24 protein-coding genes are annotated in these 25092 nt (G+C 69.1%); 12 read left to right on the top strand and 12 right to left on the bottom strand.

What is annotated here, in order from left to right; genetic code table 11:
- Positions 1 to 47 precede the first annotated feature (47 nt).
- Both C380_RS22940 and C380_RS22935 read right to left on the bottom strand, forming a co-directional pair.
- Positions 48 to 1019: an EamA family transporter gene (locus tag C380_RS22940; RefSeq protein ID WP_015016227.1), complete on the bottom strand. Its 972-nt coding sequence runs from the start codon at positions 1017 to 1019 to the stop codon at positions 48 to 50.
- The gene (locus tag C380_RS22935) at positions 1016 to 1456 is read right to left on the bottom strand and encodes an acyl-CoA thioesterase (protein ID WP_015016226.1); all 441 of its coding nucleotides are present in this window, start codon (positions 1454 to 1456) and stop codon (positions 1016 to 1018) included. Before C380_RS22935 ends, C380_RS22940 begins: the two co-directional genes overlap by 4 nt.
- 320 nt (positions 1457 to 1776) lie before the next feature.
- On the opposite strand from C380_RS22935, the gene C380_RS22930 reads away from it, so the two are divergent.
- Positions 1777 to 3747, top strand: a complete 1971-nt coding sequence (locus C380_RS22930) for a methyl-accepting chemotaxis protein (protein WP_015016225.1) — start codon at positions 1777 to 1779, stop codon at positions 3745 to 3747.
- A gap of 101 nt (positions 3748 to 3848) precedes the next feature.
- Here the strand turns inward: C380_RS22930 and C380_RS22925 are convergent, their stop codons facing one another.
- Both C380_RS22925 and C380_RS22920 read right to left on the bottom strand, forming a co-directional pair.
- Positions 3849 to 4226, bottom strand: coding sequence for a DUF779 domain-containing protein (locus tag C380_RS22925; RefSeq protein WP_015016224.1), 378 nt, complete (start codon positions 4224 to 4226; stop codon positions 3849 to 3851).
- 180 nt (positions 4227 to 4406) lie between these two features.
- The gene (locus C380_RS22920) at positions 4407 to 5930 is read right to left on the bottom strand and encodes an aldehyde dehydrogenase family protein (RefSeq protein ID WP_015016223.1); all 1524 of its coding nucleotides are present in this window, start codon (positions 5928 to 5930) and stop codon (positions 4407 to 4409) included.
- 313 nt (positions 5931 to 6243) lie between these two features.
- Between C380_RS22920 and C380_RS22915 the strand changes: the two genes are divergently transcribed.
- Complete coding sequence (locus tag C380_RS22915; protein WP_015016222.1) at positions 6244 to 8202, top strand: sigma-54-dependent Fis family transcriptional regulator; 1959 nt, start codon at positions 6244 to 6246, stop codon at positions 8200 to 8202.
- Positions 8203 to 8325: 123 nt separating this feature from the next.
- On the opposite strand, the gene C380_RS22910 is transcribed toward C380_RS22915, so the two are convergent.
- Complete coding sequence (locus C380_RS22910) at positions 8326 to 9711, bottom strand: ATP-binding protein (RefSeq protein ID WP_015016221.1); 1386 nt, start codon at positions 9709 to 9711, stop codon at positions 8326 to 8328.
- Complete coding sequence (gene ompR, locus C380_RS22905) at positions 9708 to 10472, bottom strand: two-component system response regulator OmpR (protein WP_015016220.1); 765 nt, start codon at positions 10470 to 10472, stop codon at positions 9708 to 9710. The genes C380_RS22910 and ompR overlap by 4 nt, the downstream gene beginning before the upstream one ends.
- A gap of 257 nt (positions 10473 to 10729) precedes the next feature.
- Between ompR and C380_RS25380 the strand changes: the two genes are divergently transcribed.
- Both C380_RS25380 and C380_RS22895 read left to right on the top strand, forming a co-directional pair.
- A complete protein-coding gene (locus C380_RS25380) occupies positions 10730 to 11302 on the top strand; it encodes a hypothetical protein (RefSeq protein WP_015016219.1) in 573 nt (190 codons plus the stop codon).
- A gap of 37 nt (positions 11303 to 11339) precedes the next feature.
- On the top strand, positions 11340 to 12323 hold the full coding sequence (locus tag C380_RS22895) for an alpha/beta hydrolase (protein ID WP_015016218.1): 984 nt from the start codon (positions 11340 to 11342) through the stop codon (positions 12321 to 12323).
- 6 nt (positions 12324 to 12329) lie between these two features.
- Here the strand turns inward: C380_RS22895 and C380_RS22890 are convergent, their stop codons facing one another.
- A complete protein-coding gene (locus tag C380_RS22890; protein ID WP_015016217.1) occupies positions 12330 to 13031 on the bottom strand; it encodes an aspartate/glutamate racemase family protein in 702 nt (233 codons plus the stop codon).
- Positions 13032 to 13107: 76 nt separating this feature from the next.
- Complete coding sequence (locus C380_RS22885; protein ID WP_015016216.1) at positions 13108 to 14034, bottom strand: LysR family transcriptional regulator; 927 nt, start codon at positions 14032 to 14034, stop codon at positions 13108 to 13110.
- A gap of 141 nt (positions 14035 to 14175) precedes the next feature.
- Between C380_RS22885 and C380_RS22880 the strand changes: the two genes are divergently transcribed.
- The gene (locus tag C380_RS22880) at positions 14176 to 14973 is read left to right on the top strand and encodes an SDR family oxidoreductase (RefSeq protein ID WP_015016215.1); all 798 of its coding nucleotides are present in this window, start codon (positions 14176 to 14178) and stop codon (positions 14971 to 14973) included.
- 16 nt (positions 14974 to 14989) lie between these two features.
- Here the strand turns inward: C380_RS22880 and C380_RS22875 are convergent, their stop codons facing one another.
- Positions 14990 to 15973 (bottom strand): LysR family transcriptional regulator, encoded by a 984-nt coding sequence (locus C380_RS22875; RefSeq protein ID WP_015016214.1) that lies wholly within the window; start codon positions 15971 to 15973, stop codon positions 14990 to 14992.
- A gap of 157 nt (positions 15974 to 16130) precedes the next feature.
- Here C380_RS22875 and C380_RS22870 point away from each other — a divergent pair, with 157 nt between their 5' ends.
- Positions 16131 to 17024 (top strand): oxidoreductase, encoded by an 894-nt coding sequence (locus C380_RS22870; RefSeq protein WP_015016213.1) that lies wholly within the window; start codon positions 16131 to 16133, stop codon positions 17022 to 17024.
- 101 nt (positions 17025 to 17125) lie between these two features.
- On the opposite strand, the gene C380_RS22865 is transcribed toward C380_RS22870, so the two are convergent.
- Entirely contained in the window at positions 17126 to 17662 is a 537-nt protein-coding gene (locus C380_RS22865; protein WP_015016212.1) for a hypothetical protein, read from the bottom strand.
- Between the two features lie 50 nt (positions 17663 to 17712).
- Positions 17713 to 18441 carry an NIPSNAP family protein gene (locus C380_RS22860; RefSeq protein WP_015016211.1) on the bottom strand — a complete coding sequence of 243 codons (729 nt, stop codon included), beginning with the start codon at positions 18439 to 18441 and terminating at the stop codon, positions 17713 to 17715.
- 136 nt (positions 18442 to 18577) lie between these two features.
- Between C380_RS22860 and C380_RS22855 the strand changes: the two genes are divergently transcribed.
- Complete coding sequence (locus tag C380_RS22855; protein WP_015016210.1) at positions 18578 to 19564, top strand: YafY family protein; 987 nt, start codon at positions 18578 to 18580, stop codon at positions 19562 to 19564.
- A 127-nt stretch (positions 19565 to 19691) separates the two neighbouring features.
- Here the strand turns inward: C380_RS22855 and C380_RS22850 are convergent, their stop codons facing one another.
- Positions 19692 to 20357 carry a TetR/AcrR family transcriptional regulator gene (locus C380_RS22850; RefSeq protein WP_015016209.1) on the bottom strand — a complete coding sequence of 222 codons (666 nt, stop codon included), beginning with the start codon at positions 20355 to 20357 and terminating at the stop codon, positions 19692 to 19694.
- A 111-nt stretch (positions 20358 to 20468) separates the two neighbouring features.
- On the opposite strand from C380_RS22850, the gene C380_RS22845 reads away from it, so the two are divergent.
- From C380_RS22845 to C380_RS22825, 5 genes are all read left to right on the top strand, one after another.
- Positions 20469 to 20897, top strand: coding sequence for a VOC family protein (locus C380_RS22845; RefSeq protein WP_015016208.1), 429 nt, complete (start codon positions 20469 to 20471; stop codon positions 20895 to 20897).
- A gap of 44 nt (positions 20898 to 20941) precedes the next feature.
- Complete coding sequence (locus C380_RS22840; RefSeq protein ID WP_015016207.1) at positions 20942 to 21601, top strand: glutathione S-transferase family protein; 660 nt, start codon at positions 20942 to 20944, stop codon at positions 21599 to 21601.
- A 32-nt stretch (positions 21602 to 21633) separates the two neighbouring features.
- A complete protein-coding gene (locus C380_RS22835) occupies positions 21634 to 22122 on the top strand; it encodes a DUF1579 domain-containing protein (RefSeq protein WP_015016206.1) in 489 nt (162 codons plus the stop codon).
- A gap of 156 nt (positions 22123 to 22278) precedes the next feature.
- Positions 22279 to 23724 carry an MFS transporter gene (locus C380_RS22830; protein ID WP_015016205.1) on the top strand — a complete coding sequence of 482 codons (1446 nt, stop codon included), beginning with the start codon at positions 22279 to 22281 and terminating at the stop codon, positions 23722 to 23724.
- Positions 23725 to 23950: 226 nt separating this feature from the next.
- Positions 23951 to 25030, top strand: coding sequence for a pirin family protein (locus C380_RS22825; protein ID WP_015016204.1), 1080 nt, complete (start codon positions 23951 to 23953; stop codon positions 25028 to 25030).
- Positions 25031 to 25092: the final 62 nt, after the last annotated feature.

The following is a 25092-nucleotide window of genomic DNA, read 5'->3' as shown; positions in this document are numbered from 1 at the left end:
CGATGCCGCGGCAGTTTGCTATCTAGTTGATAGCTGTTGGGGCATGTTCAACTAGCGCTACCGGCCATTTTGGCTTGTAGCCGGGGCCCCAGCACCACACAGGCCAGCGCGGCCACCACCAGCGCAATGCCTGCCCACTGCCAGGGCGCCACGCCCTCGTCCAGCAGCAGCCAGCCTGCGGTAAGGCCCACCACTGGCACCGCCAAACTAAAGGGCGCAACGCGGTTGGCGGGGTAGCGCTGCAGCAGGTTGGTCCACAGCGCGTAGCCCACGATGGTGGCGGCCCAGCCCAGGTAGGCCACCGCCGCCCATGACAGCAGCGGCACGTTGGCCAGCGTCTGCCACTGCAGCCAACGCGCGGCGTCAGGGTCGAACAGGGCGGACAGCGCCATGAACGGCAGCACCGGCACCAGGCTGCTCCAGATCACAAAGGCCAAGGGGTCAAACCCCGGGCTGTGCTGCTGCGCCAGCCGCGCCACGATGTTGGACGACGCCCACATCGCCGCGCCACACAGCGTGAGCAGCAGGCCCGCCAGCGTGGTGGCCGCCGCCACCCCCACGCCGGAGCCCGGGCCCACATAGTTCATCGCAAAACACACCAGCCCCAGTGCGGCCAGCCCCATGCCCACGCGCAGCGGCAGCCCCGGCCGCTCGCGCAACAGCGCAAAGCCCAGGAGCGCCGTGAAGAACACCTGGGTCTGCAGCAGCACGCTCGCCAGCCCGGCCGTCATGCCCACCTTGAGCCCCATGAACAAAAAGCCGAACTGCCCCACGCCCTGGAACAGCCCGAACAGCAGCACCCAGCGCCAGTGCATGCGCGGTGGGCGCACCAGCAGCACCAGCGGCAGGGCAGCGCACAGGTAGCGCGCGGCACCCAGCTGGAAGGGGCTGAAGCTGCGCAGTCCCCACTTCATCGCCACAAAGTTCACGCCCCAGAGGATCACCACCACCAGCGCCGCGAGCAGGTCGCGCGCACGCAGCGGGCTGGTGGCGGATGCGGCCTGTGCAGCGCCGCTCATTGCGCCGCGCGCGCTGCGTCGATGTGCGCCTTCACGCGCTGGGCCAGCGCAATGTCACCGGGGGTCTCGGGGCTCCACTTGTCCACGGTGCGCGGCTGGTCGCTGGCATCCACGGCGGTGTACACGGCCACGCAGTGCACCACGTCCTCCAGCGGTGCGCCGTGCACGGCGCCGCTGCGCACTTCCACGGCCAGGCACATGCTGGTGTCGGTGGTGTAGGCCAGGCGCGCGTGCACCTCCACCAGGTCCCCCGGGCGGATGGCGCGCACAAAGTGGGCGCCGCCCACAAACTCGGTGATGCAGGCGCCCTTGGCCCAGGCGCTGGCGCAGGCAAACCCGGTTTCGTCCACCCAGCGCAGCACCGTGCCGCCGGGGATGCGGCCTGCCTGGGGCAGCGTGGTCTGGGACGCCAGGAAGCGCAGGGTGGTTGAGTGCATGCCGGGGCTCCAAAGGATGGGGAGGCGTTCATTATTCTCCAGCGCCCCGGTGGCCGCAGCCTCCACCCGCCTCCGAACGCAGCCCAGCGCTCGCGATGCGGCCGCGTGGGCGAAGCTCTGCGTCACTTGACCTGAGTCAAAACCCTACTGCAAACGCGTCCCTACATTGAGAACCATTCCGTTTGGCCCTCGGTGCCGGTGGACGATTTCCCCATGCGATCGTCCTCAGGTTTACAGGGGCCGCCCTCCAGTCGGCGGAGCCGACACCCGCCCCTGGGGCCTACTCTAAAGCGCACGCCGTGTGGCCTGCGTCCATTGCCATGTCATTGCTTCACCGGTTGAACCTGCTCGAAAAATTCCTCATCCTGGGGACCATCGGGCTCATGATGAGCGCCCTGCCCACATATCTGGTGGTGCGCGACTCCCTCCACGCCATCGACCACGCGCGCCTGGAGGCGCAGGGCGTGGCCCCCGCCCAGGCGCTCACGCTGCTGGTGCAGCGCATGCAGGTGCACCGGGGTCTGTCGGTGGGCATGCTGGGGGGCGACGAGTCGCTGGCCGCGCGCCGCCCCGCCGCGCGTGATGCGCTCAACACCGCGCTGGACGACGTGAGCGCCCGCTTTGCCGCCGCCAAGGTGCCCGCCGCGCAAATGGCGGCCTGGACCCAGGCGCAGCAGACCTGGCGCACCCTGGAGCAGGCCGTGGCCGCGCGCAGCATCGAACAGGCGCAAAGCACCGCGCAGCACACCCAGCTCATCGCAACGCTGCTGCAGCTCAATGAGTCGCTGGTGCATGCCTATGGCCTGCAGATCGACCCCGAGGCCGACACCCACGCGCTGGTGCAGGCCTCGCTGGCGCAGGCCCCCATGCTGGGCGAAAAGCTGGGCATGCTGCGCGCCCAGGGCGCCAGCGCCTTGGGCAAGCGCGAGTTGACGCCCCAGGGCAAGGGCCAGCTGCTGGTGCTGCAGCAGCGCGTGGCCGAGCTGCAGGGCGACACCTTCCGCGGGCTGGACCGCGCCTTGCAGGGCAATGCTGAGCTGCAGCGTGCGCTGGGCAGCAGCGCGCAGGCCGTGCAAGGGCAGATCCAGCAGTCGCTGCAGATGGTGGAGCGCGACATCCTCAACGCTACCGAGCTGCAGCTGCCGTCCAAGGATTACTTCGACGCGTTCACCCGCACCATCGAGGCGCTGAACGCGCTCAACAACCTGTCGATGGCCAGCCTCGACCAGGCGCTGCAGGCGCGCGTGGCAGGGCTGCAGCGCAACCTGCTGTGGGTGGCGCTGGCCCTGGTGCTCACGCTGTCGGCCACCAGTGCGATGGCGCTGGTGTTCGTGCGCTCCATGACCGGGCCGCTGTCGCAGGCTGTGGCGCTGTCACGCGCCGTGGCGCAGGGCGACCTGAGCGGGGCCCCCATTGCCCATGGCACCAACGAGGTGGGCCAGTTGCTGGAGGCCTTGCAGCAGATGCGCGCACAGCTCACGCAGGTGGTGCGCAACGTGCGCAGTGGCTCCGAGAGTGTGGCCACGGCCAGCGTGCAGATTGCCCAGGGCAACACCGACCTGTCGGCCCGCACCGAAAGCCAGGCCAGCGCGCTGGAAGAGACCGCCGCGTCGATGGAGCAGCTCAACGCCACCGTGCGCCAGAACGCCGACAGCGCCCAGCAGGCGAGCCAGCTGGCCGCCAATGCCAGCACGGTGGCCGTGCAGGGCGGTGAAGTGGTGGCGCAGGTGGTGGACACCATGCACGGCATCAACGCCTCGTCGCAGAAGATCTCCGACATCATCGGTGTGATCGACTCCATCGCGTTCCAGACCAACATCCTCGCGCTCAACGCGGCCGTGGAAGCCGCCCGCGCAGGCGAGCAAGGCCGGGGCTTTGCGGTGGTGGCCAGCGAGGTGCGCAGCCTGGCCGGGCGCAGTGCCGAGGCCGCGCGCGAGATCAAGACGCTCATCAGCGCCAGCGTGGAGCGCGTGGCCCATGGCAGCGCCCTGGTGGACCGCGCCGGCGCCACGATGAGCGAGGTGGTGGGCGCCATCCGCCGCGTGACCGACATCGTGGGCGAGATCAGCGCCGCGAGCCACGAACAATCGCTGGGCGTGGCCCAGGTGGGCGAGGCCGTGACGCAGATGGACCAGGTGACCCAGCAGAACGCGGCGCTGGTCGAGGAGATGGCCGCCGCTGCCAGCAGCCTCAAGAACCAGGCCGAAGACCTGGTGCAGGTGGTGTCGGTGTTCCGCCTCGGCGACGATGGCGGCGGGCGCACGGCCGCAGGCGCGCTACGAATTCAATAGCTGCGGCGGCATATTGCACTAGCGCTACCGGCCAGAATGACCCGATATGCGCTGGAGCGGGCATGAAGGGGCGTCATGGAGGGCTGTACAGCCCCCGGCGTTCACGCCGCAGGCCCGGGTGCAATGCCCAGCTCGGCCAGCTCCGCGTCGGTGAACACCCGCGAGCGCGTGTGGAAGGCCTTGCCCTCCGGCCCCTCCAGCGAAAACGTGCCGCCCGTGCCTTCGATCACATCGATGATGAGCTGCGTGTGTTTCCAGGTCTCATACTGCGCGCGCCCGATGTAGAACGGGCAACCGCCGATGTCGCCCAGATACACATCGCCCGCACCCATCGTGATCTCACCCGGCAGGTAGCAGTTGGCTGCGCTGTTGTCGCAGCAGCCGCCCGATTGATGGAACATCAAATCGGGGCCGTGCTTGGTTTGCAGAAAGGCCACCAGCTCCAGTGCGGCGGGGGTGGCGGTGACTTTTTCGACCATGGTTGTCTCCAGCGTGCAATGCAAAAACGCGGCCAGTTGGAACAACGAGCCGCATCCGTAGAAACGTTTCCAGCGGTCCACAAACCGTCCCTGGCCAGGCGTCTCCGTCGCAGACAGTGGCAGCGCCACGGCAAGACGGAGCAACGACGCCAGGGGCGGTTTTTGGACCGCCACCCCAGATCAGAAGAAGCCGAGCTTGTTTTCGCTGTAGCTAACCAGCAGGTTCTTCGTTTGCTGATAATGGTCCAACATCATCTTGTGCGTCTCACGCCCGATGCCCGACTCCTTGTAGCCGCCAAACGCTGCGTGCGCAGGGTACGCGTGGTAGCAGTTGGTCCACACGCGCCCGGCCTTGATCGCGCGGCCCATGCGGTAGGCCACGTTGCCGTTGCGGCTCCACACGCCGGCGCCCAGGCCGTACAGCGTGTCGTTGGCAATGGCGAGCGCTTCGGCCTCGTCCTTGAAGGTGGTCACGGCCAGCACGGGGCCGAAGATTTCTTCCTGGAAGATGCGCATCTTGTTGTGGCCCTTGAACAGCGTGGGCTGCACGTAGTAGCCGCCTTCCAGGTCACCGCCCAGGTGGGCCTGGCCGCCGCCAGCCAGCACTTCGGCGCCCTCCTGCTTGCCCAGGTCGAGGTAGCTCAGGATCTTGGTGAGCTGTTCCTTCGATGCCTGCGCGCCCATCATGCTGTCGGTGTCCAGCGGGTTCTGGTGCTTGATGGCGGCCACGCGCTTCAAGACACGTTCCATGAACTTGTCGTAGATCGATTCCTGAATGAGTGCGCGCGATGGGCAGGTGCAGACCTCGCCCTGGTTGAACGCAAACAGCACCAGACCTTCAATCGCCTTGTCCAGAAACGCATCGTCCTTGTCCATCACGTCGGCAAAGAAGATGTTGGGGCTCTTGCCGCCCAGCTCCAGCGTGGCGGGGATCAGGTTGTTGGCAGCGGCCTGCGCAATCACGCGGCCGGTGCTGGTGGAGCCGGTGAACGCTATTTTTGCAATGCGCTTGCTCTGCGCCAGCGGCATGCCGGCCTCGCGGCCGTAGCCGTTGACGATGTTGAGCACGCCGGGCGGCAGCAGGTCGGCGATCAGCTCGACCAGGATGAGGATGGAAATCGGCGTGGACTCTGCGGGCTTGAGCACCACACAGTTGCCAGCACCCAGCGCGGGCGCCAGCTTCCACGCGGCCATCAGGATGGGGAAGTTCCACGGAATGATCTGGCCCACCACGCCCAGCGGCTCCTGGATGTGATACGCCACGGTGTTCTCGTCGATGTTGGAGAGGGCGCCTTCTTGCGCACGCACGCAGCCCGCAAAGTAGCGGAAGTGGTCCACGGTGAGCGGAATGTCGGCGTTCAGCGTCTCGCGGATGGCCTTGCCGTTGTCCACGGTTTCGGCGTAGGCCAGGCGCTCCAGGTTTTCTTCGATGCGGTTGGCGATCTTGAGCAGGATGTTGGCGCGCGTGGCGGCATCGGTCTTGCCCCAGCTGTCGGCTGCGGCGTGGGCGGCGTCCAGTGCCAGTTCGATGTCTTCGGCGGTGGAGCGCGCGGCCTGGGTGTAGACCTTGCCGCTCACCGGCGTGATGACGTCAAAGTACTGGCCCTTGACGGGGGGCACGAATTTGCCGCCGATGAAGTTGTCGTAACGGGGCTTGTAGGTGATCTTGGCGCCAGCGGCGCCGGGGGCTGCGTAAACGGTCATGGTGTTGTCTCCTGCGATGGTTGTGTGCATCGGGTGGCCTCTGTAGCGCCTGTCCGATGCCAACCCCTTACTCAAAACACATGCCAGCGGGCCACGGCCCGCGAAGTGTTGATTTCATTGGCTTTTTTCGGCCGTCCAGTGCGGATACCTGTCGCAGCCGCCCGCGCCCGGGTGTCCCGGGTCGCGACACCTGTCACGAAATGGAACAGTTGGCGCCCCGCTTGCGCCCACACCCTTGCCCCGCGCCGTGGAGCCCGCCATACTGGTCCACACACCACAAGCGGGCCGCCCTGAGCCCGCACGGAGACAAAGCGTGCGCCCCAACACCTCCCCCGTCGCCTTGCGACAGGCCCGCCAGCACCTGCTGGACTCTGGCCAGTGCCCCAGCGGCCTGGTGGACGAGCGCCTGGCGCGCTCTTGGTCGCGCAGCATGGCGGCCGGCCTGCTGCCCACCGGGCGGCCCCCCGCCATCGACCACCCCAGCAGCGGCACGCTGCGCCAGGTGCTGGCCAGCAACCCCGAGCTGCTGGCGCATTCGCGGCCGGTGATGGAATACCTGTTCGAGCAAGTGCGCCACAGCCAGAGCGTGGTGGTGCTGGCCGACCGGCGCGGCATGCTGATGCACACGCTGGGCGACCCGCACTTTGTGGACAAGGCCCAGCGCGTGGCACTGACCAGCGGCGCCTCGTGGCACGAGGCGCACCGGGGCACCAACGCCATCGGCACGGCACTGGCCGAGGCCTGCGCGGTGGAGGTGCACGGCGGCGAGCATTTTCTGGAGCGCAACAACTTTCTCACCTGCGCGGCCTCACCCATCCTCTCGGCCACCGGCGAGCTGCTGGGCATCCTCGACATCTCGGGCGACTACCGCAATGGCCACGCCCATGCGCTGGGCCTGGTCAGCACGGCCGCCCGCATGATCGAAAACCGCCTGCTGGCGGCCGCCTGCAAACGCAACATCCGGCTGCACCTGCACAGCGCGCCCGAGGGCATTGGCAGCGTGGCCGAGGGCATCGTGGCCGTGTCGGCCGACGGCTGGATCGTGGGAGCCAACCGCGTGGCCCTGGCGCAGCTGGGCCTGCACGCGGGCGATGTGGGCGCCACCTTGCTGGAGCGGGTGCTGGACGTGCGGCTGGATGACCTGCTCTCGCACCACAAGCGCCGCCCCCAGCAGCCGCAGGCCTTGCGCACACTGCAGGGCGCCTTGCTGTTTGCCCAGGTGCAGATGGACGCCGCCTGGGTTGCCACCCCCACACGGCCCGCCGCTATGGCCGCCGCAGTGCCCCAGCAAGACGCACTGGCCCAGTTGGACACCGGCGACGCCCGCTGGCGCACCGCCGCCGACAAGGCCCGCCGCGTGGTGGGCAAGCCGATTGCGGTGCTGGTGCAGGGCGAGTCGGGCGTGGGCAAGGAGGTGTTTGCGCGTGCGCTGCATGCCAGCGGCCCGCGCCGCGATGCGCCGTTTGTGGCCATCAACTGCGCAGCCATTCCCGAGCACCTCATCGAATCCGAACTCTTCGGCCATGTGGCCGGTGCCTTCACCGGTGCGCGCAAGGAGGGCCACCTGGGCCGCCTGCGCGAGGCCCATGGTGGCACGCTGTTTCTCGATGAAATTGGCGACATGCCGCTGGCCCTGCAGACCCGCCTGCTGCGCGTGCTGCAGGAGCGCAGCGTGACGCCCGTGGGGGCCAGCAAGGCCGTGCCGGTGGACTTTGCACTCGTCTGCGCCACGCACAACCAGCTCATGCAGGCGGCGGAACAGGGGCGCTTTCGGCAAGACCTGTACTACCGCATCAACGGCCTCACGGTGCAGCTGCCCGCACTGCGCGAGCGCAGCGACTTTGTGGCGCTGCTGCAGCGCCTGCTGGCCGACCTGGCGACGGAACAGGGGCTGGGTTTTGAGGTGCAGGTGGCGCCCGACCTGCTGGCCCGCCTGGCCGCCTACCCCTGGCCCGGCAACCTGCGCCAGCTGGCCAATGTGCTGCGCACCGCCTGCGCCATGCTGGCCGAGGGCGAAGACACCCTGGGCTGGGAGCACATGCCGGACGACCTGGTGCAGGCGCTGACGGCGGTGCCCACCAGCCCGCGCAGCGATGCCGCAGCGGGCGTCGGTGTGGACGGCCTGCCCGCCAGCCTGAGCCTGCAGCAGCTGTCCCAGGCCGCCATCGACCAGGCGCTGCAGGCCGCGCGCGGCAACATGTCGCAGGCGGCGCGCCAACTGGGCATCAGCCGCCAGACGCTGTACCGCAAGCTGAAGATGCCGGTGGCCTGAGGGCCTGCCGGATTCACTGAGTTGCTATTGATTTGAGAGCTGTCACCGCATATTGCACTAGCGCTTACGGCACTTTTGGCTGAATTTTCAGTGCGCAGCGTGCCCTGGGCGCGCCCGGCGGCCTCAGGCCCGTCCGCCGAAAGGTAGCACCAGTCGCGCCCGCAGCCCAGCGCCCGGCGCGCTGTGCAGCTCCAGCCGCCCGCCGTGGCTGCGCGCCACGCGCTCCACAATGGCCAGGCCCAGCCCCGCCCCCGGCGCGCCCGAACGCGCCGCGCCATCGCCGCGCGCAAAGGGCTGGCGGATGCGGTCCAGCTCTGCCGGGGCGATGCCCGGGCCCTGGTCCTGCACTTCCAGCCACACGCCGTCAGCATCGGCCCCCGTGCGCAGCAGCACCGGCGGTGTGCCGTGGCGCCAGGCGTTTTCCACCAGGTTGTCCAGCGCGCGGCGCAGGGCCTGGGGGCGCACCGGCACGTCGGGCAGGGTGCCCAGCGCCAGCCGCACGGTGCGTCCATGGTCGGCCTGCGCCTCGGCCACGGCCTGGGCCAGGTCGTTGAGCGATGCCGTGGTGGGCGCCTCTGCCTCACCGCTGCGCGCAAACTGCAGAAACTGGCCCACGATGCCGTCCATCTCGTCGATGCTGCGCGCCATGCTCGCGGCCAGGGGCGCATCCACCTGCGCACCGGCAATCTCCACGCCCAGGCGCAGCTTGGTCAGCGGGGTGCGCAGGTCGTGCGACACACCGGCCAGCATCAGCGCGCGCTCCTGCTCGGCTGCGGCCAGGCTGTGCGCCATGTGGTTGAAGCTGCGGCCCACGGTGGCGATTTCTTCGGGGCCGTCCTCGGGCAGCGGCGCAGGGGTCTGGCCCTGCGCCAGCTGCCGGGCCGCCGCCACCACCTGGGCCAGCGGGCGGTTGATGTGCCGCTGCAGCCACCAGGCCCCCAGCAGCGCCAGCAGCATGCTGGCCAGCGTGGCGGCCAGCCAGGCGCCGGTGAATTCGCGCGTGGGGAACACGCTGGGCAGGTTCAGCCAATAGGTCTCCGCCCCCTCCGGCCCCTGGTGCACCACACGCAGGGCCAGCACGCCGGTGCTGTCGCGGCGCCATACGGGTTGTGATGGCTGTGATGCTGATGTTGCCGCATCCTCAGCCCCCAGGCGGCGCGACACCGCCTGCACAAACTGCCGCTCCATGGGCGACAGCAGCGCACGCCGAACGGTGCTCTCCGCCGCTACGGGTGGGAGCGACCGCACCGCCTGCTGGTTGAAGGCCTCGACGAATGCGGCCCGCTCTGCCGGGGGCAGCGCCTGCAGCCCCGCGCGCAACGCGCCCACGTTGCGCGCTACGCCATCGGCCACCTGCGCCACGCGGGGCTGAAAGATCATCTGCCGCACCAGCATGGCCGCCACCAGCTGGCCCAGCACGATCAGCGCCGCCATCAGCAGCAGGTTGCGGCCCAGCAGGCTGCGCGGCCACCAGCCTCGGGTGGCCTGGGGCGTGGGGGCGGGCGTCATGGCTTGCCCCCGCCGCCGGGCGCTGCGCCATCGGGCACAAATACATAGCCCACGCCCCACACGGTGCGGATATGGCGCGGCTGTGCGGGGTCGGCCTCGATGAGCTTGCGCAGGCGCATCACCTGCACGTCGATGCTGCGGTCGGTGGCGGTGTGGTCGGGGCCATAGGCCAGTGCGATGAGCCGGTCACGGCCCAGGGGCCGGTGCGGTTGCTGTGCCAGCGCCTGCAGCAGCGCGAATTCGCCCGTGGTCAGGGGCACGTCCTGGGCGCTGTCGCCGTCGGCGCCCCCGTGGCGTTCCAGCCGGCGCTCATCCAGCCACAGCGTGAACGCGCCAAAATCGATGCGCCCGCCCGTCTGGCGCGGCCCGGTGTGTGCACCCAGCAGGCGCTGGCGGCGCACCATGGCCTGGATGCGGGCCAGCAGCTCGCGCGGGTTGAAGGGTTTGGGCAGGTAGTCGTCGGCGCCCATCTCCAGGCCCACGATGCGGTCCACGGGGTCGCCCCTGGCCGTGAGCATCAGGATGGGAATGGTCTCGCCCTGCGCGCGCAGGCGGCGGCAGATCGACAGGCCATCCTCGCCCGGCATCATCACGTCGAGCACCAGCACATCAAAGCGCTCGCGCTGCAGCAGCACATCCAGCGGCCCGGCGCCCTCCACCGTGCGCACGCTGTAGCCCTGGTCGCTCAGGTAGCGCTGCAGCAGCGCACGCAGGTCGGGTTCGTCATCGGCGACCAGGATCTTGGCCAGGGCTTCCGTCATGGGGCGGTGTGTGGGTGTGGCAGCGGGTGGGTGCAGCCGAGGCTGCGTGCCAATGGTAGGGCCGAAAACACCGGGTGCCAGCGCGGGCAGGTGATCCGGTGCATGACAACGCATGACACGTGCCGGTGGTTTGTCATGCTTTGTCATACATCGTGCAGCGGGCGCCACAACTGGCTCATACCTGGCGGCCATAGTTCAGCTCATCGCAGCACCCTGCTGCTTCGCACCCTCTGATCTGTTGCAAGGAGCCGACCGCCATGTACCCTTCCGTCCCGACACCTCCCGCCCCCGTTGCCACCTGCCGCGCCATGCTGCTGGCCGCCTTGGCCGTGGCGGCACTGTTGCTTCTGGCAGCCAGCGATGCCAGCGCACGCAGCCGCCACACGGTGGAGCACAACGCCGATGGCAGCACCACCGCCCGCACCGCCGTGGTCCGCGCCGCGCCGGGCGGTGGGGGCGTGCTGCGCGGCCGCAGCGTGACCACCGACGGCCAGGGCCACGGCAGCGTGCGCAGCGGCGCCGCCGTGGTGGGCCCCAACGGCGCCACCGCTGTGCGCCAGGGCCAGAGCGCAAGGAATGCCGATGGCTCGGCCAGCCACAGCAGCGCCATGGCCGCCCAGGGCGACCGGGCCACGCTGCAGAGCACGGGCGCCGCCACGCGCAGCGCCGACGGCAGCGTGACCCAGGGCCGCACCACCACAGCCACCAGCGCAGCCACCGGCAACAGCGTGCAGACCAGTAGTAGCTACAACGCCGATACCGGTCACACCCGCAGCGCCAGCTGCTTTGACGCCAGCGGCGCCCCGATGGTCTGCCCCGCGCGGCCCTGATCCATCACCTTCCATTCATTGAGCCAGGAGATCCCGCATGTCCCGTCCTTCCACCCCACTCTCCGCGTTCGCCTCCCTGCGCACGGGCCTGGGCGCAGCGCTGTGTGCGCTGGCCGCTGTGCTGATGACCCCACCCGCCCACGCCCAGCTGCGGGGGCTGGGGCCCTTTGCCCAGTTGCGCGACACCGCTGCGGCCTTGCCCGCCGGTGTGCAGCGCGTGGCCGATGTGCCCTATGGTGCGGACCCGCTGCAACGCATGGATGTCTACCTGCCCGCCGCTGGCGGTGCCGCCAGCAGCGCTGCGGTGGCCAGCGGCACACGCGCGCCGGTGATCTTCATGGTGCATGGCGGCGCCTGGCGCACGGGCGACAAGGCCATGTCCCGTGTGGTACAGGAGAAGGTGGCGCGCTGGGTGCCCAAGGGCTTTGTGTTCATCTCGGTGAACTACCGCCTGTACCCCGCGGTGAACGTGCTGCAGGAGGCGCAGGACGTGGCCGTGGCACTGGCCGCCGCCCAAAGCCGTGCTGCCAGCTGGGGCGCCGATGCATCGCGGTTCATCCTGATGGGACATTCGGCGGGCGCGCACCTGGTGTCGCTCATCAATGCATCGCCCACCCTGGCACAGCGCGAAGGGGCCTGGCCCTGGCTGGGCACCGTGTCGCTGGACAGTGCGGCGCTCAATGTGCCGGTGGTGATGACCGCGCCGCACTACCCGTTCTATGACGAGGTAATGGGCGCCAACCCGTTGTTCTGGGCGGCGGTGTCGCCGTACCACGCGCTGTCGGGCCCGGTGCCGCCGTTCCAGTTTGTCTGCTCCACCGAGCGCCCCGACCACCCCTGCCTGCAGGCCCAGGGCATGGCGCGCCGCGTGCGCGACCTGGGCGGCCGCGCCGAGGTGCTGCCGCAGGAGCTGACCCACGGCGAGATCAACGCGCAGCTGGGCCTGGAAAGCGCCTACACGCGGGCCGTGGAGGCCTTCATGGCGTCGCTGGATGCCGTGGTGGCGCAGCGGCTCAAGTAATTGCGTTCAGTCAACCTGCACGGCCCGGCGCAGCGCCGCACGGGCCAGCAGGCGGGTGGAGTCCAGTGTGGGCAGCGGGGAGTTGGCGTCGCTCAGGATCAGCGGGATCTCGGTGCAGCCCAGCACCACGGCATCGCAGCCTTCCTCGCGCTGCATGCGGGCGATGATCTGCTGGAACAGGGCCACGCCCTCAGGGCGAATGATGCCGGGCACGAGCTCGTCCATGATGATGCGGTTGATCTCGCTGCGCTCGGCCTCGGTGGGGCGCACCCATTGCAGGCCCTGGGCCTGCAGCGCACCGGGGTACACGCTGCTGTCCACCAGCCAGCGTGTGCCGGTGAGGGCCAGGCGCCGGTGCCCGCGCGCTGCCGCCTCGGCCGCCACCACCTCGGCAATGTGCAGCCAGGGCAGCGGCGAGTGGGGCAGCACGCGGTCCATCGCCTGGTGGATGGTGTTGTCGGGGCAGATCAGAAAATCGGCGCCTGCACGGGCCAGCTTGTGGGCGGAGGCCAGCATCAGGTCGGCCACGCCTTGCAGGTCATTCCGGTCCAGGCAGTCCACATAGTCGGCCAGCGACGGTGTGTGCAGCGTCACCTCGGGGTGCGCATGCGGGTGGCCCAGCAGTGCAGCGCCTTCGGCGCACAGGGTGCGGTAACACAGGGCAGCGCCTTCGGCGGAGCAGCCCACGATACCGATGTGTTGGGGCATGGATGTGGTCCAGAGCGGTTGCAAAGGCCCATTATTGCCACCGCGCTGCCGTGGCTCGGGCCCCATGCTGTGCCCGTCAGTCCCCGCGCACCCTTTGCGCAAAGCCGCGCGTGCTGAACTGCTCCAGCACAAAGTCCACAAACACCCGGGTGCGTGCGGGCAGCAGCTTCTTGCTGGGGTAGTACAGCGAGGTCGGCCCTGCATCGGCCCACCAGCCGGGCAGCACCCGCACCAGGTCGCCCCGCGCCAGCCAGGGCTGCGCAAACGGCATGGGCAGCACGGCCAGGCCCAGGCCCATCAGCGCGGCCTGGCACATGGCCTCGGGGTCGTCGAACACAACGCGCGGGCGCAGCTCCACGGGAGCCGCATCGCCGGCCTTGTTGCGCAGCGTGGTGACGTTGATGCGCCCGGTGCGGATGTTGCGCCGGGCAATGCCATCCCACTGCGCCAGGTCCGACGGGTGGCGCGGCGCCCGCTTGCGGCCCTGCAGCAGCGCAGGCGCGGCCACGACCACCAGGTGGATGGGGCCCAGCGTGCGCGCCACCATGTCGGGGTTCAGGTTCAGGCCGCCGCCAATGCCGGCGTCAAAGCCCTCGCCGATCAAATCCACCTGCCGGTTCTCAAAGCGCCAGTCGGGCTGGATGGCCGGGTAGCGTCGCAAGAACTCGGTGAGCAGCGGCACCAGGTACGCCCGGCCAAAGGCCTGGCCCATGCTGACCTTGAGCGTGCCCGCCGGCTGCTGCTCGGCCTCGGCCGCGTGGTCCACCGCATCGGCCAGGGCGGTGAGGGGCGGGCCCACTTGCGCCAGCAGGCGCTGCCCGCCCTCGGTCAGCGTAAGGCTGCGCGTGCTGCGCTGGAACAGCCGCACGCCCAGGCTGGCCTCCAGCCGCGCCACGTTCTTGCTCACGGCGGCGGGCGTCAGGCCCATGAGCCGTGCGGCGGCCGAAAAGCTGCCCGACTGGGCGGACTGCACAAACGATTCGAGGTGGCTGAGGGGCTGCATGAGCAGTATTTTCAACCAAGGGTTGAAAGATATACAGCCCATTCATGGCTACCGGAGCATGAGTGTTTTTCTGACACTGCAGGTATTCGCGGTTCGGTGGCGAACCATTTTTTGCATGCATCTTGTTGGAGAAACAACACCATGTCTTCTGTGTCTGAAACATCCCCAGTCTCTGCTCCTTCATCGCCTGGCCGCCCGCTGGCGGGCAAGGTCGCGTTCGTCACCGGCGGCGCGCGCGGCATTGGCGCGGCCATCGTGCGGCGCCTGGCGCGCGACGGTGCGGCCGTGGCCTTCACCTACAGCCGCTCGGCAGCACCTGCGCAGGCGCTGGTGGCGGACATGGCGGCGAGCGGTGGCAAGGCGCTGGCCCTGCAGGCCGACAGCGCCGACGCCGTGGCCCTCACGCAGGCGGTGGACCGCGCCGCACGCGAGCTGGGCCGCCTGGACATCCTCGTCAACAACGCGGGTGTGGCCGTGGCGGGCGTGCTGGACAGCTTTGCGCTGGCCGACTTTGACCACACGCTCAATGTGAACGTGCGCGCCGTGTTTGTGGCCACCCAGGCCGCCGTGCGCCACATGGGCCAGGGCGGCGCCTATGGCCGGGTCATCACCATCGGCAGCACCAACTCCGACCGCGTGCCATGGGCCGGATTCAGCGTGTACGGCATGAGCAAGGCCGCCATCGTGGGCCTGACCAAGGGCCTGGCGCGCGACCTGGGCCCGCGTGGCATCACGGTGAACAACGTGCAGCCCGGCCCGGTCAACACCGACATGAACCCGGCTGATGGCCCCATGGCGGGCGACATGCACGGTCTGATGGCCCTGAACCGCCACGCCCACCCCGACGAGATCGCGGGCATGGTGGCTTATCTGGCTGGGCCGGAGTCGGGCATGGTGACGGGGGCGAGCTTGCTGATCGACGGCGGGTTTGCGGCCTGAACAGTCAGCACGGCACTCACTGCGTGGACTTTCGCGCGCGGGGCTTTTTCTGCACTGCATGGCCGTGGGTCGCCAGCTCTTTGGGCGTGAGCAGGTAGGCGGGGTTGTTGGCCACCATCTCCACCGCCAGGTCGATGAAGGCCCGCACGCGCGCAGGCAGCGCCGTGCGGCTGCCGTAGTACACGTAGAGCGCCAGGTGCTGCGCCACATGCTGTGGCAGCAGCGGCACCAGCTGGCCGCTGCGCACCAGCGGCGCGGCCGTGGGGCCCACCAGCTGGCCCACCGCGTGGCCGCCCAGCACCGCACGGGCCTCCACCTCGATGTCGTTGGTGCAGAACGTGGGGTGGATGGTGCGCGCCACGATGTCGTCGCCCACCTGGAATTCCCAGGGCATGGGCTTGCCGGTGGATGCATGGCGAAAGCCGCTGCAGCGGTGCTGCGCCAGGTCGTCGATGCTGGCCGGCGCCCCGTGGCGCGCGATGTACGAAGGCGCCGCGCACACGATGAGCTGCAGCGTGAGCAGCCGCCGCGCCACCACGCCGCCCTCCGGTGGGTAGCCCGAGCGGAAGCCCACATCCACGCGGTCTTCCACCCAGTTGCCGATGCGGTCGTCCAGCTGCACATCGGGCTCCACCAGCGGGTGGCGGCGGCAGAACTCGTCGAGCACCGGCCAGATCACCTCCAGCAGGATGGAGCGCGGCGCCACGATGCGCAGCGGCCCCGCCATCTCCTCACGCCCGCGCCGCGCACCCTGCACCGCCTGCTGCAGCGTGGCCAGGCCTGGCTGTGCGGAGGCCAGGAACTGCCGCCCTTCTTCGGTGAGGCTCAGGCTGCGCGTGGTGCGGTGGAACAGCCGCACGCCCAGGTGCGATTCGAGCTGCACCAGCAATTGGCTGGACGCCTGTGGCGTGATGCCCTGCGCGGCCGCCGCTTGGCGCAGGCTGCCCAGCTCGGCGGCCTTGGCAAAGTTGGCGATGGCGCGCAGTTCATTGATGGCCATGGTGGGCAGGTATTGTGCGGGGCGGCTGCGTGGTGGATTGGCAAGCGTTGCTTGCGAATGAATCCGGAGATTATGGGCTAGTCGCATGGCAATGGCTTGCCTACAGTCCACCGCCATGGGCACTGCCCATTGCTCAACACCACCTCAAGGACCTGTCATGACTTCCACCACAGCCACCACCACCCATTCCTCGTATTCCCGCGTCTGGATGATCACCGGCGCCTCGCGCGGCATCGGCGCGCGCATTGCCGAGGCCGCGCTGGCCCAGGGCGATGCCGTGGTCGCCACGTCGCGCGACGCCGCCTCGGTCGAAAAGCGCTTGGGCGCACACGATGCCCTGCTGCCCCTGGCGCTGGACGTGACCGACGAGGCGCAGGCCCGCCATGCCGTGGGCGCGGCGCTTGACCGCTTCGGCTGCATCGACGTGCTGGTCAACAACGCGGGCTATGGCCTGCTGGGCGCGGTCGAAGAAGCTACCGCCGACGAGGTGCTGCGCCTGTACGACACCAACGTGTTCGGCCTGCTGCATGTGACCCGCGCCGTGCTGCCCAACATGCGCGCGCGCCGCGCAGGGCATGTGATCAACATCTCGTCGCTGGGCGGCGTGCAGTCGGCTGCCGGTTTTGGCCTGTACTGCTCCACCAAGTTCGCGGTCGAGGGCATCACCGAGGCGCTGCATGCCGAGCTGGCGCCGCTGGGCATCCACGCCACGGTGGTGGAGCCGGGGTACTTCCGCACCGAGTTTCTGGACAGTGCCTCGCTGGCCGTGTCGCCCCGTGTGCTGGACGACTACGCCGAGAGCGCTGGTGCCGTGCGCGAGGCCGCCCGCCGCATCAACCTGAACCAGCCCGGCGACCCGGTGCGCCTGGCCCAGGCCGTGATGCAGCTGGTAGCCAGCCCCACGCCGCCGCTGCGCCTGCCGCTGGGCACCGACACGCTGCAAACCATTGCCGACAAACATGCCTTTGTGGCGAAAGAGACGGCGCAGTGGCGTGCGGTGGCGGCGTCCACGGACTTCCCGGTGCAGGAAGCAGCACTCCAGATGGCGTGAGTTAGCGCTCCTGCTTTGGTAGCTGATAGCTCATAACCATCAGGTGCCAGGGGCTGTTTTGGCTTCAATTTTTAGCCTGGGTGTTGGGTGGCTGCCTGTGCTCACACCGGCCGCGCAAACTCCATCACCCAGTTCACCTCCCAGGTCGCGCCGCCGTCGTCCGAAAACGCCTGCTGCCAGCGCGGCGCGCCCGTGTGCATCTGCGACCACTCGAAGCGCACGCGCACCGGGCGACCTTCGAACAGCTCCTCGCCTTCAAACAGGCCCACGCCACCCTGAAAGCCACCCACCACGGGGGGCAGCAGCAGGCCGTTGGCTGGGTCCAGGCCGCCAGTGAGGTTGTCCAGCCAGTAGATGCTCCAGCGCTGCGTCACGGGGTTGAACACACGCAGTGCCATGCCCACGTAGCCGGGATTCCAGGCCAGCGGTGTGAAGGTGTCGAAGTTGCCGATGCCACCGGGCAATGGGTGGGCGGTGCCCGTTGCGTCAAAAACCTCCCAGTCGTTGCAGCCCGCGAGCCTGCGCACCAGCCGCGTGTTGCGAATGCGCCAGGGGCCCATGAGAAAGTCGAAGTCGCGCGCGGCACTGGGCGCGACGGTGGGCGACGGGATGGGAGTGAGGCGGGCTGGGGTGGACATGGTGGGGCTCCGGGGTGGTTGATGCGTCAGGGGAGAGGTGTGCGGGTGCGTCACGCATGCAGCGCCGAGCGCGCGGTCGGCTGCAGGCGCAGCACCTCGGGCGCTGCCGCCAGCCAGGGGGCGAGACCGGGCCCCACGTCGCGCGCCCAAGCGCCGCTGTCGGCAAACGACTGCAACGCAGCCTCGTCGCCAAACAGGGCCAGGCCCACCAGCACGGGGTCGCCTTCGCGCACTGGCAGGCGGGCAAAGGTGTTGGGGCTGTGCTCGGTGCAGAACCAGGCGAGCTGGCGCGCGCCGCCGCGCAGCAGTGTGGGCACCATGCGGTGGCGGCAGAAGTCCAGCAACTGGGGTGTGGCGGGCTCCCGCAACGGGAACACGGTGATCTGCAGGACGCCGGCGGCTGCACCCTGCGCGCCAGGCTGCGGCCGCGCGTGCTGCGGAAGGCCGGCCGTGGCGCCGGGCCAGGCCGGGCAGAGCAGGTGCACGTTGTCCGAATCGATCATGGTTGCATTGGCGGCGTGGCGGTGTGCCGCCCACACGGGGCCGCCATAAAAGCCCTCCAGCGCGCGGTGGCGCGCCGGCATGTCGGCAAAGCCACGCAGCCAGACGAACTGGTCGGGCCGGTCCAGGTCGCGGAACTGGCCCAGCACGCGCATGCCCTGCGCCTCCTGGGTTTCCACAAACTCCCGGTCGAACAGGTCGATGAGCACTTCGCGCTGCTGGGGATGCAAGGTGTACTGGCGCAGTTCGACGATGGCGTGGGGATCGGTGGTGAGCATTGGGGGCTCCTGAAAAGGTGGGGGGCAAGAAGGCGAAGACAGGGTTCCAGTGTGTGCCGCTATACCTGCCAAACCATGGCAGGTATTTGCGATATCTTTGGCCTTCCGTCTTTTTGCACCACCCCTGCCAAAGCCCATGCGCGCCAGCCGTTTGTTGTCACTCCAGATGCTGCTGGAGACGCGTGGCCGCATGAGCGCGCAGGCATTGGCCGAGGCGCTGGAGGTGTCGGTGCGCACGCTGTACCGCGACGTGGACCAGCTCAGCGCTGCGGGCGTGCCCATCTATGCCGAGCGGGGGCGCCATGGTGGCTTTGCGCTGCTGCCGGGCTGGAAGACCACGCTCACAGGCCTCACGCCGTCGGAGGCGCAGGCCGTGTTCTTGAGTGGCCTGCCCGGCCCTGCGCAGGACCTGGGCCTGGGCGGCGATGTCGCGGGCGCGCGTCTGAAGCTGCTGGCCGCGCTGCCCGCCGCCTGGCGCGACGATGCGCAGCGTGTCAGCACCCGCCTGCACCTGGACCCGGTGGACTGGTACCGCGAGAGCGACCCCACACCGCACCTGCCCACCGTGGCGGCCGCCGTGTGGAGCGGCCACCAGATCACCCTGCGCTACGAGGGCTGGGCGCGCACGGCAGAGCGCACCGTGAGCCCGCTGGGCCTGGTGCTGAAAGCGGGCGTGTGGTACCTGGTGGCTTTGCCTATGGGAGCCGATGCGCGCGGGCCGCGCACCTACCGGGTGTCGAACATCCTCGCTGCCACGGCGCTCGACCAACCAGCCAGGCGCCCCGCACGCTTTGACCTGCCGGGCTACTGGGCCGCGTCGATCCGGCGTTTTGAGTCAGGCCTGTACACGGGCGAGGCCGCACTGCTGGCCACGCCCGAAGGGTTGCGGGGGCTGCGCGCGCTCAGCAGCGCCGTGGCCCGAGCGGTGGCCGCCACCCCTCCGTCCCGCCGCAAGGACGGCCGCACGGCCGTGACGATCCCCATCGAGTCGGTGGAGCATGCCTGCGGGCAGCTGATGCGGCTGTCGCCCCAGGTGGAAGTGCTGCGGCCCGTGGCATTGCGCCGCGCGCTGGTGGCGCGGGTGCAGGCCACGGCGCGGCTGTATGGGCTGGCGGCCGGATGAGGCATGGGAAATATCTGCTGCAAATTAGATAGCAGCAAGGGCATTGTTTGTGGGCGCTACCGGCCCATAGGATCATCGAAGCCTGTTCCAAGGCAGTTCTTGAGTGGACCCGGCGTGCGCGGTGCGCTCAGAGCCCCCGTTCCACCATGTCCAGCAACCGCTGGCCCAGCAGGTCCAGCATCTGCTGGGGCGTGCCGCGCAGCGGCCCGTCGATGGCGAGCAGCGCCATGCCGTGCACGGTGGACCAGGCCAGGTATTCGGCGCCCGGGCGGCGCGCGGGCGGCAGGGCGCCAGTAGTTACCAGGTCGTCCAGCGCGGCGCTCAGGTGCTGGAAGGGGTTGAGCCCTGTGGCGCCGCCCATGGCCGGGTCGGGCGTTTGCTGCACCGTGAAGCGGCCGCCGAACGCGGTGCGAAAGAGCCCTGTCTCGGCGTGCGCGAACCGCAGGTAGCCCGCACCCACGGCGCGCACCTTGGCGTGGGCCCGCTCGGTGGGCGTGCCGGTGGCGGGCACCAGGGCCAGCTCGGCCTCCATCGACCGCGCGGCGGCTGCCACAGCCGCGGCGCGCACGGCACCCAGCAGGTCGTCGCGGTTGGCGAAATGGCGGTAGGCCGCATTGGGCGCCACCCCCGCACGGCGCGTTGCCTCACGCAGCACCACGGCATCGGGCCCGCCCTGGCGCGCCAGTTCAATGCCCGCGTCCAGCAGCGCGCGGTGCAAATCCCCGTGGCGATAGGTGCTGCGTGCGGCAGGTGTGCGGGAGAGGGCGGCCTTGTTGCGGGTGCTTACGGTCATGGATCGTTGGGATGTGGACACTGTCCATTATCTTTGCTATTGTTTGTGGACGGTGTTCACAATTGCGCGCCGAAACGTTCACTGGCCCGCCAACCCTCCCGAGGAGATCCCATGAAAGTCGAGTCCTACCTGATGTTCGAAGGCCGCTGCGATGAAGCGCTGGAGTTCTATCGCCACGCTTTGGGCGCTCAAGTCACCATGCTCATGCGCTACAAGGACAATCCCGAGCCCGCCGCTGGCGAGGGCTGCGCCGACGGCAGCGGCCCGGGCCCTGCGCCCGAGATGGTCATGCACGCCTCGTTCACCGTCGGCGACACGCAGATCATGGCGTCGGACGGCATGGGCTCGGGCCATGCCAGCTTCCAGGGCATCTCGCTGGCGCTGAGCCCCGCCAATACAGCCGATGCCAAACGCTATTTCGATGCGCTGGCCGATGGCGGCAAGGTGCAGATGCCGCTGACCAAGACCTTTTTCTCGCAGGCGTTTGGCATGGTGGCCGACCGCTTTGGCGTGCCCTGGATGGTGGTGGCTCCCGAATGAGTGCGACCCCCGCCAACCACATCGACCCACACACAGGACCCCGCATGCTCGCCCTCTACGGCCACCCCTTTTCCTCCTACACCCAGAAGGTGCTGATCGCGCTGTACGAGAACGGCACGCCGTTTGAGCTGCTCAATCTCGACCCCGCTGAGCCCGTCAGCCATTCCGCCGACTGGTTGCGTCATTGGCCGCTGGCGAAGTTTCCGGTGCTGGTGGATGGAGACCGCACAGTGGTGGAAAGCAGCATCGTGATCGAGCACCTGCAGCTCGCGCACCCGGGGCCCGTGCCGCTGATTCCTGCCGACCCCCGGGCGGCGCTGGACGTGCGCTTCATGGACCGCTTCTTTGACCTGCATGTCATGGCCCCGGTGCAGCACGCGGTCAACGCCGCGCTGACCGGCAACGCCGAGCGCAAGGCAGAAGGCGTGGCCTGGGCCACCGAGAAACTGGAGAAAGCCTATGCCTGGCTGGAGGGCATGTGGGCAGGGCGCACCTGGGCGGCGGGCGAGTCGTTCTCGCTGGCCGACTGCGCTGCGGCGCCCTCGCTGTTCTATGCCGACTGGACACACCCCATCGCAGCCACCTACCCGCAGCTGCGCGCCTACCGCGCCCGGTTGCTCGCACGCCCCTCGTTTGCACGCGCGGTGGAAGGCGGTCGCCCCTACCGCCACTACTTTCCGCTAGGAGCACCCGACCGCGACTGAGCGCGCGCCCACCACATCACCAGGAGACCCCCATGATGAACCCCGAACCCCACGCCATGCACCGCTGGCTGCAGCAGCTGCTGGGCGACTGGACCTGCGAGTCGCTGGCCGACATGGGCCCGGGTGAACCCCCCGCGCAAAGCCGGGGCACCGAGCAAGTGCGTGCGCTGGGCAGCCTGTGGGTGCTGTGCGAAGGGGCGGGCTCCATGCCCGGTGGGGGCGGCGAGGCCCGCATGCTGATGACGCTGGGCTACGACCCGGACCAGCAGGCGTTTGTCGGCACCTGGGTGGGCTCGATGATGACGCATATGTGGGTGTACCGCGGCACGCTCGATGCGGACCAGAAGGTGCTGACGCTGGAGACCGAAGGCCCCAGCTTCAAGGCCGACGGCGCCATCATGCGCTACCGGGATGTGATCACCGTCGTCAGCGCCAACGAGCGCACGCTCACCTCGTTCGGCCAGCAGCCAGACGGCAGCTGGAAGCAGTTCATGCAAGCCAAGTACACCCGAACCTCCTGAGCCACTGCGCGGCTTCCCCCTGAAGGGTGACACAACCGCAGGGCTAGCCAAGCCAGATCCACAGCCGCACTGGTATTGCACCCCGCTAGTCCTCAGTCGCCAGCGCAACGCGCATGACACACTGCGCTGCCAATCTCTTTTGATTTCCACCATCCCATGACCCTCCGCATCGAAGGCCGCGCACGCTGGCCCGCACTCATCCTGCTGTGCCTGGGCGAGCTGATGATCGTGCTCGACACCACCATCGTGAACGTTGCGCTGCCCAGCATCAAGGCCGACCTGGGCTTCACCGAAACCTCGCTGGTATGGGTGGTCAACGCCTACATGCTCACCTTTGGCGGCTGCCTGCTGCTGGGCGGGCGGCTGGGCGACCTGTATGGGCACCGGCGGCTGTTTCTGGCGGGCATCACGCTGTTCACCATCGCATCGCTGGCCTGCGGGCTGGCGAATACGCAGGGGCTGCTGGTGGCGGCACGTGCGGTGCAGGGCGTGGGCGGCGCGGTGGTGTCGGCCGTGGCGCTGTCGCTCATCATGAATCTGTTCACCGAGCCGGGCGAGCGTGCGCGGGCCATGGGCGTCTACGGTTTTGTGTGCGCCGGTGGCGGCAGCATCGGCGTGCTGCTGGGCGGGGTGCTCACCAGCGCGTTGAGCTGGCACTGGATCTTTCTGGTCAACATCCCCGTGGGTGTGGCCATCTACCTGGCCTGCCTGGCGCTGTTGCCGGGCGGCAAGGGGCAGGCGCACGGGCAGCGGCTGGACGTGGCGGGCGCCGTCACCATCACCGCGTCGCTGATGCTGGCGGTGTACGCCATCGTCAACGGCAACGCGGCGGGCTGGACCTCGTTGCAGTCGCTGGGGCTGCTGGGGGCTGCGGCGGCGCTGCTGGCAGCCTTTTTGTTCATCGAGTCGCATGTGACCGCGCCGCTGGTGCCCCTGCCGCTGCTGCGGCTGCGCAACCTGGCCATCTCCAACGTGGTGGGCGTGCTGTGGGCGGCGTCGATGTTTGCGTGGTTCTTTCTGTCGGCGCTGTACATGCAGCTGGTGCTGGGCTATGACGCGATGCAGGTGGGCCTGGCGTTTTTGCCGTCCAACCTCATCATGGCGGGCTGCTCACTGGGGCTGTCGGCCTGGGTGGTGATGCGTTTTGGCATTTGCCGCACGCTGGGCTGGGGGCTGCTGCTGGCGGCGGTGGGCCTGGCCCTGTTTGCGCTGGCACCCACCGAGGGGCGGTTTGTCATCCACGTGCTGCCCGGCATGCTGCTGCTGGGCGTGGGTGCCGGCATTGCGCTCAACCCGCTGCTGCTGGCCGCCATGGGCGATGTGAAGCCCGAAGACTCGGGGCTGGCCTCGGGGGTGGTCAACACCGCGTTCATGATGGGCGGCGCGCTGGGCCTCGCCATCCTGGCCAGCCTGGCCGATGCCCGCACCGACCACCTGCGCCAGGCCGGGGCCAGCGTGCAGCAGGCGCTCAATGCAGGCTACCAGCTGGCGTTCTGGGTGTCGGCCGTGTGCTCGCTGGTGGCCGCCGTGCTGGGTGGTTTCGTGTTGCGCCCGGCACCACCACCGTCCGCCGCCGCGCCTTCCCACGCGGGTGCCGTGTGAGGAGATAGGGTGCTATTTAATTGATAGCAGTTCAGGCATATTCCACTAGCGCATGCAGTCATTTTTGCCTGAAATGGTGACGAAACTGTGTGCGCACGCTGTGCGGCACTGTCCTGTATGCCGCACCGCACTGTTCCACCCAGCGCACTTCTGAAAGCGGCCTCTGGCCTTATCTTTGGCAGGCGTGCTGCCCGATAGCCGGTGGCGCAAACCCAAGGAGTCCTTGATGTCGTCCTCCCCCACCGTGTCTTCGTCTGCCGCCAGCCTGCCCGTCGTGCAGGCCCAGGCGCTGGGTCCGCTGTGGCCCACGATGGACCCGTTCCTGTTCTGCGCCCACCATGACGACGCCTATCCCGCAGGCAATGGCGCATTTGCGCCCGCCGTGTCGCTGGAGGGCCGCCAGATCGGCAGCGACTTCAGCCGCAAGGACGGCTGGAGCATGTACCACGGCGACACGGTGCCCGGCTTTCCGGGCCACCCGCACCGGGGCTTTGAAACCGTCACCCTCGTGCGCAAGGGCCTAATCGACCATTCCGACTCGCTGGGCGCCGCCGCGCGTTTTGGCGGGGGCGATGTGCAGTGGGTCACGGCTGGCAAGGGCATCGTGCATTCGGAGATGTTCCCGCTGCTCAACGCCACCGAGCCCAACCCGCTGGAGCTGTTCCAGATCTGGCTGAACCTGCCCGCGAAGAACAAGATGGTGGAGCCGCACTTCACCATGCTGTGGAACGAGCGCATTCCGCGCCTGGTCCACCACGACGACGCAGGCCGTGCCACCACGGTGACGGTGGTGGCGGGCGCCCTGCCCGGCGCGCCCGCGCCGCTGGCGCCGCCACCCGAGTCCTGGGCTTCGCAGCCCGAGGGCGATGTGGCTATCTGGACGCTGCGCATGGACCCCGGCGCGCAGTGGACGCTGCCCGCCGCGCGCGGCCAGGGCACGCGCCGCATGCTGTACTTCTTTGTGGGCGACAGCCTGCGCGTGGGCCCGCAGGACGTGGGCCAGCACGCCGCGCTGGAGCTGGTGGCCGGGCAGGACTGGCAGCTGACCAACACCGGCGCCACGCCGCTGGAATGCCTGCTGCTGCAAGGCCAGCCCATCGCCGAGCCCGTGGCGCAGTACGGCCCGTTTGTGATGAACACACAGGCCGAGATCATGCAGGCCATGAACGACTACCGCCGTACCCAGTTCGGCGGCTGGCCCTGGCCCGACCAGGACCCGGTGCATGGGACCGAGGCGCGGCGTTTTGCGCGCTACCCCGGCCAGACGGAGGAAGAGCGCCCGGCCGATGCCCCGGTGGGCGCATAGGGCTGTTCACCAGGCCCTGCCAAGCTTTCACGGGGCGCTACGGCAGCCGTGCGGCGCCTCGT

It is taken from the genome of Acidovorax sp. KKS102 (genome assembly GCF_000302535.1).
Classification (GTDB): Bacteria; Pseudomonadota; Gammaproteobacteria; order Burkholderiales; family Burkholderiaceae_C; genus Acidovorax.
This window is presented reverse-complemented; position numbering and strand designations above follow the sequence as displayed.